14 protein-coding genes are annotated in these 14359 nt (G+C 67.8%); 9 read left to right on the forward strand and 5 right to left on the reverse strand.

Annotated features, from left to right (window positions below; genetic code table 11):
• Window positions 1-35: 35 nt before the first annotated feature.
• Genes OP497_RS07900 through OP497_RS07920 form a run of 5 tightly spaced genes read right to left on the reverse strand, consistent with a single transcriptional unit; the run spans window position 36 to window position 5218 of the window.
• A complete protein-coding gene (locus tag OP497_RS07900) occupies window positions 36-1214 on the reverse strand; it encodes an acetyl-CoA C-acyltransferase (protein WP_280547649.1) in 1179 nt (392 codons plus the stop codon).
• Window positions 1211-2494 carry an ArgE/DapE family deacylase gene (locus OP497_RS07905; RefSeq protein ID WP_280547650.1) on the reverse strand — a complete coding sequence of 428 codons (1284 nt, stop codon included), beginning with the start codon at window positions 2492-2494 and terminating at the stop codon, window positions 1211-1213. The genes OP497_RS07900 and OP497_RS07905 overlap by 4 nt, the downstream gene beginning before the upstream one ends.
• Window positions 2494-3147 (reverse strand): 3-oxoacid CoA-transferase subunit B, encoded by a 654-nt coding sequence (locus OP497_RS07910; protein WP_280547651.1) that lies wholly within the window; start codon window positions 3145-3147, stop codon window positions 2494-2496. The genes OP497_RS07905 and OP497_RS07910 overlap by 1 nt, the downstream gene beginning before the upstream one ends.
• Window positions 3137-3838: a CoA transferase subunit A gene (locus tag OP497_RS07915; protein WP_280547652.1), complete on the reverse strand. Its 702-nt coding sequence runs from the start codon at window positions 3836-3838 to the stop codon at window positions 3137-3139. The genes OP497_RS07910 and OP497_RS07915 overlap by 11 nt, the downstream gene beginning before the upstream one ends.
• Before the next feature lie 6 nt (window positions 3839-3844).
• A complete protein-coding gene (locus OP497_RS07920) occupies window positions 3845-5218 on the reverse strand; it encodes an aspartate aminotransferase family protein (RefSeq protein ID WP_280547653.1) in 1374 nt (457 codons plus the stop codon).
• Window positions 5219-5324: 106 nt separating this feature from the next.
• Between OP497_RS07920 and OP497_RS07925 the strand changes: the two genes are divergently transcribed.
• From OP497_RS07925 to OP497_RS07965, 9 genes are all read left to right on the forward strand, one after another.
• Complete coding sequence (locus OP497_RS07925) at window positions 5325-6236, forward strand: LysR family transcriptional regulator (protein ID WP_280547654.1); 912 nt, start codon at window positions 5325-5327, stop codon at window positions 6234-6236.
• 227 nt (window positions 6237-6463) lie between these two features.
• Window positions 6464-8725: an EAL domain-containing protein gene (locus tag OP497_RS07930; RefSeq protein WP_280547655.1), complete on the forward strand. Its 2262-nt coding sequence runs from the start codon at window positions 6464-6466 to the stop codon at window positions 8723-8725.
• A gap of 138 nt (window positions 8726-8863) precedes the next feature.
• Window positions 8864-10714, forward strand: a complete 1851-nt coding sequence (dnaX, locus tag OP497_RS07935; RefSeq protein WP_280547656.1) for a DNA polymerase III subunit gamma/tau — start codon at window positions 8864-8866, stop codon at window positions 10712-10714.
• Window positions 10715-10760: 46 nt separating this feature from the next.
• On the forward strand, window positions 10761-11087 hold the full coding sequence (locus tag OP497_RS07940; RefSeq protein ID WP_280547657.1) for a YbaB/EbfC family nucleoid-associated protein: 327 nt from the start codon (window positions 10761-10763) through the stop codon (window positions 11085-11087).
• 22 nt (window positions 11088-11109) lie between these two features.
• Complete coding sequence (gene recR, locus OP497_RS07945) at window positions 11110-11715, forward strand: recombination mediator RecR (RefSeq protein WP_280547658.1); 606 nt, start codon at window positions 11110-11112, stop codon at window positions 11713-11715.
• 26 nt (window positions 11716-11741) lie between these two features.
• Complete coding sequence (rnd, locus tag OP497_RS07950) at window positions 11742-12875, forward strand: ribonuclease D (RefSeq protein ID WP_280547659.1); 1134 nt, start codon at window positions 11742-11744, stop codon at window positions 12873-12875.
• On the forward strand, window positions 12865-13176 hold the full coding sequence (locus tag OP497_RS07955; RefSeq protein ID WP_280547660.1) for a YcgL domain-containing protein: 312 nt from the start codon (window positions 12865-12867) through the stop codon (window positions 13174-13176). Before rnd ends, OP497_RS07955 begins: the two co-directional genes overlap by 11 nt.
• A gap of 93 nt (window positions 13177-13269) precedes the next feature.
• Window positions 13270-13719, forward strand: coding sequence for a YcgN family cysteine cluster protein (locus OP497_RS07960; RefSeq protein WP_280547661.1), 450 nt, complete (start codon window positions 13270-13272; stop codon window positions 13717-13719).
• A 223-nt stretch (window positions 13720-13942) separates the two neighbouring features.
• On the forward strand, window positions 13943-14359 hold a 417-nt coding region (locus tag OP497_RS07965; RefSeq protein WP_280547662.1), incomplete at its 3' end, for a hypothetical protein.

Consider the following 14359-nt stretch of genomic DNA (forward strand, 5'->3'; position numbering starts at 1 on the left):
TACAGTTTGAAACTAGCAAGCTTTGTCTGTGGCTGTCACATCCGCTCGAGCAGCAGGGCGATGCCCTGGCCGCCGCCGATGCAGGCGGCGGCACAGCCGAAGCGTCCCTGTCGGTGCTGCAGGGTGCGCGCCAGGGTGCCGGCCAGCCGGATGCCGGTGGCGCCCAGGGGATGGCCCAGCGCGAGCGCCCCGCCGAAGACGTTGACGCGCTCGGGGTCGAGGCCCAGCGAATCCATGGCGTAGAGCGGCACGACGCTGAAGGCCTCGTTGATCTCCCAGGCATCGATATCGTCGACTCGTAGGCCGGTAGCGGTCAGCGCTCGCTCGATGGCCTTGGCTGCCCCGGCACCCATACGCTCCGGCATCACGCCGCAGTCCACCACCTCGACGACCCTGGCCAGGGGTGTGAGGCCGTGCCGACCCATGGCGGATTCGCTCATCACCAGGGCCGCGCCAGCCCCGGAGGTCAACGGTGAGCTGTTGCCGGCGGTGACCTGGCCGCCCTCGACGAACGCCGGGTCGAGACCGGCCAGGCGTTCGAGGGTGGTGTCGGGGCGGATGTTGGCGTCGCGTTCAACGACTTCGCCGGCCGGGTTAGTCAGCGCCAGCCGCTCGCCGTCGAACCATCCGGCCTGCTCGGCCTGGGCGGCCCGCTGATGGGAGCGCAGGGCGAAGGCATCCATGGCCTCCCGGGAGATGCCGCTCTCCCGGGCCAGCCGTTCGGCGGTCAGGCCCATGTTCATGGCCACGCCGAGGTCGAGTCCCTCGGCCTTCTGCAGGGTCTCCGGCACCGTCAGGATGCCTTCCTGGAACAGGCTTGGGCCCATCGGCACTCTCGACATGTTCTCGAAGCCGCCTGCCAGCCCGGCCTGGATGGTGCCGGCCTGGACCTCGCGGACCGTGCCGCGCAGGGCCGCCAGGCTTGAACCGCACTGCTGGTCGATCTGGCGCGAGGCACAGCCCAGGCCCAGCCGGGAGAGCCACTGGGGATAGCGCCCGCCGAAGCTCCACTGCTCCTTGACGGGTAGCGCACAGCCGACGCTCAGATCCTCGATGGCGTCACCTTCGAGGTTGCTGCGGGTCAGCAGGGCATCGATGACCAGGCCCAGCAGGGCATCGCCGCGCTGTCCCGACCAGGCGTCGACCTCTGGCTTGCGGGGGTGAGCGCGGGTGAAGGCAGTGCGGGCATAGTCGACCAGATAGGCATCGCTCATGCGTCGTTCCTCCCGGTGTCCGCCAGGCGAGCCCAGCGATGAATGAACAGCGCGTAGGTGGTCAGCACCCGGCGGATGGAATCGATCTCGACGCACTCGTCGACCCCATGGATGCGCTGGGCGACCGGGCCATAGCAGGTACCGTTGATGCCACCCGACACCTGGAAGGCACGTAGATCGGTGGTGCAGGTCGAGAGGTAGTGGGCGGGCGGCTCGCCGACCAGATCCTCGTGACAGCGCGCCAGCAGGCGGATCTCCGGCGTCTCCAGGTCGACCAGGTGGCCCTCGGAGCGAAAGCCGTGGAACGCCACCTGGGGTGCCGGGCTGCCGTCGTCGAGTTCGGCATGGCGGCCGATGACGACCTGGCGAACGCGCGCCATGATCTCGTCCGCGGTCATGCCCGGCGGGAAGCCGACCCGCCCCTCGAGGACGGCATGGGCCGGCACGCTGGAGGCCCAGTTCCCGCCTTCGATCCGGCCGATGCTCAGGTTGAAGGGATGATCCAGGGCGTCATACGGCGCCGGGCGGGGCAGGGCATTGATCTCCTCCTCCAGTGCCTTGAAGGCCGGCAGGTAGCCCTGCAGCGTTTCGATGGCGTTGCTGCCGGCGCGGGTGTCCAGCACGTGGGCCGGTACGCCCTCGATACGCAGGCGGAACCACAGCACGCCGACCTGCCCACTGTAGATTCGGGCACCGAAGGGCTCGGGAATCAGCACAAAGTCGCCGTGGTAGCCCTGGTGGAGACAGGCCAGGGCGCCGTTGCCGGTGCACTCCTCCTCGATCACCGTCTGCAGCGTCAGCGGGAAGTCGATCGCCACGCCGGCCTCGCGCACGGCCTGCACCGCCATGACCATGGCGGCGATGCCGGCCTTCATGTCGCCGGCGCCGCGGCCATAGAGCCAGCCGTCTTGCTCCCAGGGCTCCCACGGGGGCCGCGTCCACATGGCGGTGGGCTCGGCGGGCACCACGTCCAGGTGCCCGTTGAGCACCAGGTGGGGGTGGTCGGCCCCGGGGTTGAGGCGCGAGACCAGGTTGTAGCGGCCCGCGCTCGACCACTCGGTCGGCGCCCGGTGGGGATGGTCGGCGAAGTCCGGGGCATCCAGGGGGACGCGCTCCGTCGACAGGTCCAGGCGCTCGAACCAGCCTTCCATGGTGGTCAGGGCGTCCTGTTCCTGACCCAGCACGCTGTAGCCGCGGACCAGGTCCCGGGTCAGCGCCAGGGTGTCGTCCATGAGCGCCTCGCAGGCGGCGACGATGCGCTTCTCGGTGGCATCCAGCATCAGAATCTCCCCAGTCGCTGTTCGTCGATGATCAGTTCGGCCTCGGTGGCGGCGCGCAATGCCGCCACCTCCAGCCCCTCGGCGATATCGATCACCTCGAGCCCGGCATCGGTCACTTCCATCACGGCCTTGTCGGTGATGATCCGCGACACGCAGCGCGGCGCCGTCAGCGGTAGCCGGCATTGCCGGAGGATCTTGGGATTGCCGTGCTTGTCGTTGTGCGAGCAGAGCACCACCAGCCGATCGACCTTCTGAGCCAGCTCCATGGCCCCGCCGATGCCCGGGGAGAACTTGCCGGGAATCTTCCAGTTGGCCAGGTTGCCCAACTGGTCGACCTCGAAGGCGCCCATGAAGGTGATGTCCACCCGGCTGCGCCGGATCATGGCGAAGGAGAGGGCGCTGTCGAACACGCTGGCCCCTGGCCGGGTGCCGATATAGGCCCCTCCCGAGTCGATCATCTCGAGGTCGGCTTCGCTGCCCGGGGCCAGGGGCTGGCAGCCCAGCACGCCGTTCTCCGAGTGGATCAGGACCTCCATCTCCGTGGGCAGGTAATGAAACAGCCGGGTGGGCAGGCCGATGCCGAGGTTGACGATCTGGCCGGAGACCACCTCACGGGCGGCGCGGGCGAGAATCCTGTCCTGATCAGACGGCATGGACACTCCTCCCCTGTTCACTGCTGGCGGTAGCCACTTGCACGACCTGGTTGATGAAGGCGCAGGGGGTGTGGATGGCTTCCGGCACCAGGCTGCCGGGGGCCTGGACCTTGAAGGCCTGGGCGATGGTCCTGTCGGCCGCCATGGCCATCAGCGGATTGAAGTTGATGGCGGTGCCGCGGTAGACGAGATTGCCGTAGGCATCGGCCAGGTCGGCATGAACCAGGGCGACGTCGGCGCGGATGGCCGGTTCAATCGCCCAGGTCTGGCCGTCACACTCGATCTCGCGGCGCTTTCCTGCGATCTCGGTGCCCAGGCCGATGTCGGTGAGAAAGCCGTAGTGGCCGGCACCGGCACAGCGGATCTTCTCGGCGAGCAGCCCCTGGGGGTGCATCTCCACGGCCAGCCGCCCCTGGTTCATCTCCTCGATGGCAATCCGGTTGAGACCAATATGCGAGGTGATCAGCCGCTCGACGCGGCCGGCGCGGATCAGCCGTCCGATGCCGATGTCGGGTTCATTGGCGTCGTTCTTGATCAGCGTCAGGCGCCTCTGGCCCTGGGCCAGCAGCTCGTCGAGCAGGGCGAACGGGGTGCCCGGTGAGCCGAAGCCGCCGACCATGATCGAGGCGCCATCCGGGATGGTGGCGATGGCCGTCTCGATTGCCGTGAGTTTCTGGTTGAGCAGGGTCATGGAGTATCAGCCTGTGATGCCGTTGGCGGTGGAAGTGGCGAGCTTCACGAGCAGTGGCGACACGACCTCCTTGTCGAGGCGGTCCAACGCGATCCCGAGTCGTTCGAGCAGCAGCTCGGTCTCGCTTTCGCTGATGGTGAAGGGCGGACTGACCAGGAAGTGGTCGCCGGCCAGGCCGTTGAGGGACCGGCGTGGGTAGATCAGCAGGCCTTCCTCCTTGGCCAGGGCCGTGATGCGGGCGAAGAGGTTGGCCTCGGCGGGGAAGGGCAGCTTCGCCACGGGGTCCATGACCAGTTCGACGCCCCACAGAAGGCCAAGGCCGCGCACGTCGCCGATCCAGGGGTGGCGCCCCTGCAGGACATTCAGACCCTGCTGCAGCTGCCGGCCCCGCGCAGCGACGTTGTCCAGGAGGTGCTCGCGCTGGATGGCGCGGAGGGCCGCCAGGGCGGTCGCGCAGGCCAGCGGGTTGCCGGCATAGGTGTGGCCGTGCTGGAAGCCGCCGCTGGCCATGACCGTGTCGACGATATCCTCGCGGGCGAGCAGCGCCCCCACCGGATAGTAGCCGGCCCCCAGCCCCTTGGCAGTGGTGAGCAGGTCCGGGGTCACGCCCCACTGCTGGTAGGCGAACCAGGTTCCCGTTCGGCCGACGCCACTCAGAACCTCATCGAAGATCAGCAGGCAGCCGAACTCGTCGCACAAGCGACGAATCCCTTCCAGGTAGGCCTTGTCGACCAGTCGCGCCCCGGTGCTGGCCCCACCCACCGGCTCGAGCACGATGGCGATGAGGGTATCGCCGCCGGCTGCCTCGATCGCCGCGCGCGTGTCGTCGAGGACGCGGCGGATGTGGGCGTCACGATCACCGTCCTTCTGGCGATAGAAATCCGGCCCCGGCACCTTGATGGAGCTGGAAGTGATGGCGGTGAACGGGGCCTCGAGGGGCTGGTAGCCGGTGACACCCAGCGCGCCCAGGGTGCTGCCGTGATAGGAGGGACGCAGCGATACGAAGTGGCGGCGCCGGGATTCGCCTCGGGCAACGAAGTACTGGCGGGCCAGCTTGAGGGCCGATTCCACCGCCTCCGAGCCGCTGGAGACGAAGAAGACCTTCTCCAGCATGCCGTCTGTCATGTTGACCAGCGCATGGGCCAGTGCCACGGCCGGGGCATTCTCGAACTGGGTGCGGTAGGTGAAGGCGACCCGGTCAAGCTGGGCCAGCATGGCGTCCCGGATGTCCTCACGGCCATGGCCGAGGTTGCAGGAGATGGCGCCCGAGCAGCCATCGAGGTACTCCTTGCCATGATGGTCCCACAGGAAGACGCCACGCCCGTGGCTGATTTCCGGCAGCGGGGGCCCGGCCTGGTAGAACAGGGGAGAAACCGTCATCTTGTCGATCCGTTGTCGTTGTGTAAGTCGGATAACCTCAGTCTAGGTAGCATCGACAAGATATTTCAATATATGATGTTTTTATCGAATACGATGAGTTTAAGTCATGGCTGACATCAACATTCACTCGCTCAAGGCGCTGGCGATCTTCAAGACCTTGTTCGAGGCCGGGAGCGCCTCGCAGGCGGCCAGGACGCTGGGCATCACTCAGTCGGGGGTCAGCCGCTCCCTGTCCCAGCTGGAACAGAATCTGGGGCTCGAGCTGTTCCTGCGCGAGAAGAACCGCCTGGTGGCCACCCCCGAAGCGCGGGAGCTCTATGAGGAGATCCTGCGCCTGATGGGCAATATCGATGAGCTTCGCCACAGCGTGCTGGCCCTCAAGGAATTCGGCACCTCGCGGCTGCGGATTGCCGCGATCCCCGGCCTGGCCTTCGGTTTCGTGCCGCGTCTGGTGGCCGCCCTGCTCGAGGATAACCGCGGGTTCAGCATCAGTTTCGACATGATGTCGAGTCATGACGTGCTCCGGGAGGTGGAGTCTGGCCATGCCGACATCGGCTTCGTGACGCTGCCGGTCACCTCGCGCGTGCTGCGGGTAGAGGAGTGGCTGACCACCCAGGCCCGTTGTCTGGTCCCCAAGGGCCATCCCCTGGGGACCCGCGTAGCGGTGACCATCGGCGATCTCAAGGACCAGTATCTGGTGATCAGCAACCAGCCCAATGTCGGCGCCGACCCGCTGCTCAACCTGGCCACCACTCACGGCATCCATATCGCCGGCAAGACCGAGGCCAATATCGGGGCTATCACCGCGTTGGTGGCCAATGGCGTCGGTATCAGCGTGATGAACCCGATCACCGCAACCGACCAGCTCTCCCAGCGAGATGGGGTGGTGATGCTGCCTTTCACCCCCGAGATCGACTTCAGTTTCGGGCTGGTCTATCGCGAGGACTGGAAGCATGCTCGGGCCCTGGACTTCATCCGCGCCTGTGGTCGCGACCTGCTGCGGGACTATCCCGGTTGACGACCACCGCTGTGCCTTTCCTCGCTGAGATACCCTGCCAGCGTGATGACCGTGCACTCTGGCCGGCGACAAGTTTGGCGTTCGCGCGGGGCGAGATTTTACTAGAATATTGAAGAGCGCCTGGGACCGGGAAGCATAATGCACGACGATCTGTGGTATGACGATGCTGTTCGGGTGAGGCGCGGTGCCGGTATCGCAGTCGGCCCGCTCCTGGGTGATCCACGGTGATGAGACGGTCGCAGCAGCGCATCGTGCTGCTGGCCATGCTCGGCATCCTGGTCACCGGGGCCCTGGTGGGCCTCGCCACGGCCTGGCCGCTGTTCCAGGCCCAACGCCAGGCGCTGGAGACCAACACCCTAGTCAGCGCCTCGGCCCAGGCGGAATCCCTGGAGCACCTGCTGGCGCGCTATCGGGACCTGGCCAGGCAGTTCACCAGCCGCACCGAGATCCGCCGCCGCTTGGCACGCTATGCCGAGCAGGCTGTGGATCGTCAGTCGCTGGTCGCCTTCACCACGCCGCGCCTGGTGGATGCCATGTTGCAGTCCCCCGACGTGGTAGGGCTGGTGCGGCTGGGCCCGATGGGCCAGCCGCTGGTGACGATCGGCCGCACGCCCTGGCCGTCGCCGGGTCCTGAGCTGGCGGAGGCCACCCGGCTCGGCAGCATGCAGCTGGTACGTCATGACGATGAACTGCTTCTGGAGGTGGCGGCTCCGATCATCTCCCGGGACAGCGAGCGCATCGGCACCGACGTGCTCTATTTCAATACGACGGGTATGGCGGCGCTGCTCGCCGATGCCACGTCCTTCGCTGGCAACTCCCGGCAGTGGTTGCTGGGTCCGACCGGCGAGACCTTGCTGGCGGTGGATGCGGCGGGGGCGTTGACGCTGGCAGAAGCGGCGACCCTGGTTCCCGGCCGGGTCCGCGAGGCCCTGGAGGGGGGACGAGCCGGGCTGTTCCGCGAGGGCGGCTGGCGGGGTGAGCGGGTACTGGTGCATGTGCCCCTGGCCTCTCCCGGCTGGGGGCTGATGGTGCAGATTCCCGCCCGGGCGTTCTACGGTTCGGTCTACCAGGAGCTGCTCTGGCCCGCCATCCTGGTGCTGGTGCTGATGGCCCTGGGCGCCTTCGCCACGGCACGCACCATCAGTCCGCTGCTGTCGCGTATTACCGACCAGGCCGGGCGGCTGCGCATCTCGGCCAACTATGATCCGCTGACCGGCCTGCCCAACCGGGCGCATCTCAATCAGCGTCTGGACGGGGCCCTGGAGCGTGCCGACGAGGCCCAGGGGCAGCTGGCGGTGCTGTTTCTCGATTTGGACCACTTCAAGGACATCAACGACAGCCTGGGCCATCCGTTGGGAGATCGCCTGCTCCAGGCGGTGGGCCAGCGCCTGGGCCGGGTGGTGCGCGACGGAGACTCCCTGGGGCGGCTGGGGGGAGACGAGTTCCTGCTGGTGATGGAACATCTGCACGAACCTGCCGATGCCGGCCGGGTGGCACAGAAGCTGATCGATGCCCTGGTGCGGCCCTTCGATATCGGCGAGCACGAGATCTTCATCGGTGCCTCCATCGGCATCAGCCTCTATCCCCGCGACGGGCGCATCGCCGAGGAGTTGATCCAGCACGCCGACACCGCCATGTACGGTGCCAAGGCACTCAAGCGCAACACCTGGCAGTTCTTCACCCCCGAGCTGGGCGAGGCGAGCCGCGAGCGTTTCGCCATGGATACCGGGCTGCGCCGCGCCCTCGAGCGTGACGAGCTGGTGCTGCATTACCAGCCCCAGGCCAGGGTGGCGGGCGACCAGGTGTTCGGGGCCGAGGCCCTGGTGCGCTGGACGACCCCCGAGGGCCAGCTGATCGGTCCCGGGCGCTTCATCGCCCTGGCCGAGGAGGCCGGCCTGATCCATGCGATTGGCCGCTGGGTGCTGCGGGAGGCCTGTCACCAGGCGCGGCAATGGGAGCTGAGGGGCCTGCCGCTGCGGGTCTCGGTCAACCTCTCGGGGCTGCAGGTGGTGCAGGGGGACATCGTGGGTGACGTGCGGGCCGCGCTGCACCAGAGCGGGTTGTCGCCCTCGCGACTGGAGCTCGAGATCACCGAGGGCTTCGTGATCGGCCATGCCGACGAGGGGCTCGAGCGGCTTCACGGCTTGCGCCTGCTGGGCGTCGAGCTGGCCGTGGATGACTTCGGTACCGGCTACTCCTCGCTCTCCTACCTCAAGCGCTTGCCGGTGCAGTGCTTGAAGATCGACCAGTCCTTCGTCGCCGATGTGCCCGGTGACCCCGATGACGAGACGATCGTCGCCGCCATCCTGTCGATCGCCGAGCGCCTGGGGCTGGATGTGATCGCCGAGGGGGTGGAAACCGCCGAGCAGCTGGCCTTCCTGAAGGCCCTGGGTTGTCCCGCCTACCAGGGCGACTACCTGAGTCCGCCGCTCACCGCCGAGCAGTTCGAGCACCGCTGGGGCGGCGGGGGGCTGGTTCGCGAGGCCTGAGCTGGGCGCCGCTTCCCGCGAAGCGCCCCGGTCGCTAGAATGATGGGTTCAAGTCGGGCATCGGGCCTGGTCGTTGCAGGCCCCGGTGTCCGTCACCCCACAGCTGCTGTTCGCTTTATCGCAAGGATCCCGCGCTGCATGAGCTACCAGGTTCTGGCCCGCAAGTGGCGACCGCGTACCTTCCATGAACTGGTCGGCCAGGAGCATGTCCAGCGCGCGCTGGTCAATGCCCTGGACCAGGGGCGGTTGCACCACGCCTACTTGTTCACCGGGACCCGCGGGGTGGGCAAGACCACCCTGGCACGGATCCTGGCCAAGTGCCTGAACTGCACGGCGAACGGCCAGGGCGATGCCGGGGTGACCTCGACGCCCTGCGGCGAGTGTGACAGCTGCCGCTCCATCGACGAGGGGCGCTTCGTCGACCTGATCGAGGTCGACGCCGCCTCGCGCACCAAGGTGGAGGATACCCGGGAGCTGCTCGACAACGTCCAGTACGCGCCGACCCAGGGGCGCTACAAGGTGTACCTCATCGACGAGGTGCACATGCTCTCCACCAGCAGCTTCAATGCCCTGCTGAAGACCCTGGAGGAGCCGCCCCCCCATGTGAAGTTCCTGCTGGCGACCACCGACCCGCAGAAGCTGCCGCCCACGGTGCTGTCGCGCTGCCTGCAGTTCACCCTCAAGCACATGCCGCCCGAGCGCATCGTCGGCCACCTGGCCAAGGTGCTCGAGGCCGAGGGGGTGCCCTTCGAGGAGAGTGCCCTGTGGCTGCTGGGCAAGGCCGCCGAAGGCTCCATGCGCGATGCCATGAGCCTCACCGACCAGGCGATCGCCTTCGGCCAGGGTGAGGTGCATCATGCCGACGTGGCGGCGATGCTCGGCACCCTCGACCATCGCCATGTCCTGGCGCTGGTCGAGGCCCTGGCCGCGGTGGATGCCCCCCGGCTGCTCGCCGAGGTGGTTGCCTTGGCCGAGCAGGGGCCGGACTTCGCCGCGGTACTGGACGACATCACCGGCGTGCTGCATCGCCTGGCGATCGCCCAGATGGTGCCGGACGCCGTGGACAACGGCCACGGCGACCGCGAGGCGCTGCTTGCGCTGGCCGCGCGCTTCACCGCCGAGGACATCCAGCTCTACTACCAGATTGGCATCCAGGGCCGTGGCGACATGGAGCATGCTCCGGACCTGCGCACCGCCCTGGAGATGACCCTGCTGCGCATGCTGGCCTTCCGCCCCCAGGGTGTGCCGCGTCCCGCGCAGACGCCGCTGCCCATGCGCGGCCAGGGCGAGCCCGGCGGCGCTGGACCGGCCGGAGAGGAGCCGCCTCCACCGGGCGGATCGGCTCCCGAGGAGAGCTCGTCACCTCGGCCTGCCCAGGCTGCGCCCGAGACCGCCGACAAGAGTCCGGCGGCCAGCCCGCCTCCCGACACTCCCCCACCGGCGCCGGACGATGCGCCTCCCCCCTGGGTCGAGCGGGAGGAGGAGGGCGCGGAGCCGCCGGGGCAGCAGGCGATAGCAGCATCGCCGACCGCGGGGGCGCAGGCGCCCGAACTACCGGTTTCCGCGCCGGCTCCCGCGAACGGACACTTCAGCCACGCCGACTGGCTGACCTGCTTCGATTCGCTGGGGCTGGGCGGGCTGACCCGCAACCTGGCTGCCCACTGCATGGTCGAGGCCGACGACGGCGAGCAGCTGACGCTGCGTCTTGACCCCTCCCAGGAGGCCATGAGGGCCGAGGTCCACGTGACGCGCATTCGCGAGGCGCTGGCGGCCATGGGGGTCGAGCGTCGCCTGTCACTCGAGCCCGGGGCGTTGCCTACGGAGGTCGAGACGCCGAAGCAGCAGGCCGACCGCCTGGCCGCCCAGCGCCATGCCGGGGCGATTGAAGCCTTGAGCCGTGACCCCCATGTACAGAAACTGCAGCAGGCCTTCGGTGCGCGCCTGATCGAATCCACGGTCAAGCCCGCCGATGCCGAGGCTCGCGGTTGAGCCACGCCGCGGCCACCGAACACACCAACCACGAGAGGAATCCGCCATGATGAAGGGTGGAATGGGCGACCTGATGAAGCAGGCCCAGGAGATGCAGGAGAAGATGCAGCGCGTCCAGGAGGAGGTCGCCAAGGCAGAGGTCTTGGGCGAGGCCGGAGCCGGCATGGTCAAGGTGACCATGAACGGGCGCCATGACGTGATCAAGGTCGACATCGACCCCAGCGTCATGGAGGAGGAGAAGGAGCTGCTCGAGGACCTGCTGGCCGCGGCCGTGAACGACGCCGTGCGCAAGGTCGAGGCCAGCTCCAAGACCAAGATGGAGGAGGCCACGGCCGGCCTCAACCTGCCACCGGGCTTCAAGATGCCCTTCTGATCGACGCCGAGACGGACCGCCGATGAGCTTTTCCCCGCTGGTCGAGAGACTGATGGAGTCGCTGCGCGTGCTGCCGGGTGTCGGGCCCAAGACGGCCCAGCGCATGGCCATGCACCTGCTCGAGCGTGACTGCGACGGCGGCCGGCGCCTGGTGGAGGCGCTGGGCGTGGCGCTGGAGCAGGTCGGCTACTGCCGACGCTGCCGGACCCTCACCGAGGAAGACGTCTGCAGCATCTGCACGAGTGCGCGGCGCGATGATGACCTGCTCTGCGTGGTGGAATCCCCCGCCGACCAGCTGGCCATCGAGGAGGCCGGCGGTTACCGCGGCCGCTACTTCGTGCTGCATGGCCATCTCTCGCCGCTGGACGGCATCGGCCCCGAGGATATCGGCCTCGACCAGCTCGAGGCACGCGTCGCCGAGGGTGCTGTGGAGGAGGTGGTGCTCGCCACCAACCCCACCGTGGAGGGCGAGGCGACCGCCCACTATATTGCCGCCCAGCTCTCGCCCCTCGGCGTGAGGCTCACGCGGCTGGCCTACGGTGTGCCCATGGGCGGTGAGCTCGAGTACGTCGACGGTGGCACCCTGAGCCGCGCCTTCAATGGTCGCCTGCCCTTCCGGGGCGAGTGACGCCCCTTTCCCTGCCGGAATCCTGCATGCCACTGACCCCCGAGATCCGCTGGATCGATACCCCCGAGGCCCTGGATGCCGCCTGCGCCGAGGTAGCCTCGGCCGACGTCATTGCCCTGGACACCGAGTTCTTCCGCGAGAGTACCTTCCACCCGGTACCGGCGCTGATCCAGTTCGCCGCGGGCGGCCCCGCCTTTCTGGTGGACCCCCTGGAGGTGGCCTGTACCGAGGCCTTCCGGCGCCTGCTCTCGTCGGGACCGCTCAAGCTGCTGCATGCTTCCAGTGAGGACCTCGAGGTCTTCGCTCACTGGGCCGGCGTGCCGGTCGCGCCGCTGGTGGATACCCAGATCGCCCAGTCGTTGCTCGGCGAGGTGCCCTCCATGGGCTACCAGAAGCTGGTGGAGACCTGGGTCGGCGAGACCCTGCCCAAGGACGAGACCCGCTCCGACTGGCTCAAGCGCCCGCTTAGCGAGACCCAACGGCTGTATGCCGCCCTTGATGTGGTCTACCTGCTGGAGGTGTGGCAGCACCAGCGCGAGGCGCTGGAGCATCAGGGGCGACGGGCCTGGGTCGAGGCGGACTGTGCCGACCTGGTTGCCCTGTCGGCCCGCAGCGACGCCGCCGATGGCCAGTGGTACCGGCGCCATCGCCAGCTGTGGCGGCTCTCGCCGCGTCAGGTGGAGGCCTATCGACGCCTGACCCGCTGGCGCGAGGGAGAGGCCCGGCGCCGCGATGTGCCACGGGGCTGGTTGGTGCCCGACCGGCTGCTCTACGCCATCGCCGAGCAGCTACCGGAGAACCGCTTCGAGCTGGCCCGGGTCGAAGACCTCAAGCCGCCGCTGGTCAAGCGTGAGGGTGACGACTTGCTCAGGCTGGTCCGTGAGGCGCTGCACGTCGACGAGAGCGAGCTGCCGCCGGCACCGCTCTCGCCGATGGCCCCCGCGTTCAAGCAGCGCCTCAAGGCGCTGAAGAAAGTGGTGAATGCCGAGGCACAGGCGCTCGGCGTGGCGCCGGAGGTGCTGCTGAAGCGCCGTGACCTGGAGGCCCTGGTGGGCGCCGACCTCACGGGCCAGCCGTTGCCGCTACCCGGGAGCTGGCGCGGCGACCGACTGAATGCAGGCCTGACGGTGGCCCTCGAGGAGCTATCCGATGAGCGATGACCGCATGCGCGGTGACAAGCTGCTGTGCGAGGTCTTCAAGAGTTCGCTCCAGGAGCAGATGTATCTTTACGTGGACAAGCGCCAAGGCCTCGTGGAGGTGCCCCAGGCCCTGCTCGAGCGGTTCGGCAAGCCGCTGCCGGCCATGACGCTGATCCTCACCCCCGAGAAATCCTTGGGACTGGCCAGGGCCACGGACGTCATGGCCGCCATCCGCGAGAAGGGCTACTACCTGCAGATGCCGCCGGCCAAGGAGGACTACCTGATGGACCTCTATCGCACCCCCACCGAGGCGAGGTACTAGTTTAACGCGCCCGACCCCGCGCGAAACGCACTGGATCGCGCCCGACGCTGCGCGCAATCCCATCATCGCGCCTGACGCCGCGCAGGAGAGACCATGAGAGACCGGTTCTGGGAGCGCTTCGACCTGGAGGAACTCACCGACGAGGAGTGGGAAGCGCTCTGTGACGGCTGTGGCCAGTGCTGCCTGCTCAAGTTCCAGGACGAGGAATCCGGCGACCTGGCGGTGCTCAACGTCGCCTGCGAGCTGCTGGATATCCACAGCTGTCGCTGCAGTGACTACGCCCATCGCTTCGCGAGAGTACCCGATTGCACGCAACTGACCCCCGAGCGCATCGACGATTTCCGCTGGCTGCCGAGGTCCTGTGCCTACCGACGGGTGGCGGAAGGGCGCAAGCTCGCCGCCTGGCATCCGCTGATCGCCGGCGGCCCGGCGCGCATGCACCGCAAGGGCATCAGTGTGCGCAGCTTCGCGGTCTCGCAGCGCGAGGTTCCCGATGAGGAGCTCGAGGAGCACATCATCGCCATCCTGCCCATCGATGCCTGATATGACGCGGCTCGTCAGCCGATCTCGCGACGTATGAGACCCCTCGTACCCAGGTAGGTATTCCGATTCACCCTTCTGTGACAGCTGTTTCATGTCTCCGTCCTATGGCGCAGTTCATGGGCGGCTACGATGCTTTGCTGTGTGTAACAGAATGTTGGTCACGGTCACGGCGAATGTGACGGGTAACGCCCGGGAGCATGGGATAACGCAGAGGGGAAGAATCATGAAAGGCTTCAGGAAGCTTACGCTGGTGGTGGCGATGGGGGCCCTGGCCTCAACCGTCGCGTCGGCACAGTCGTCTCCATGGGGAACGGATCCACTCAGCAACGACGAACTGGCCGCGATGTTCAACGACCTCCTGTACGAGGGCAGGGTGCTTGACGATCAGGAGATGGAGCAACTGTTGGCGTGGCTGCCGACACGGCAGAGCCCCGAGGAGTTGTTGCTGCTTTATCCCCCCGGGGCCGGTAATGACGAGAGTGGTGGCCCCGGCACCGTGGGTGATGGTGGCTCTGCGCCCGTGGCCGGTGGCGGGACCGGTGGCGATGACGGCGGCGGCGATGATGGCGGCGGCGATGACGGCGGCGGCGATGACGGCGGCGGCGATGACGGCGGCGGCGATGACGGCGGCGGCGATGAC

This window comes from Halomonas sp. 11-S5 (assembly GCF_029889825.1).
Classification (GTDB): Bacteria; Pseudomonadota; Gammaproteobacteria; order Pseudomonadales; family Halomonadaceae; genus Halomonas.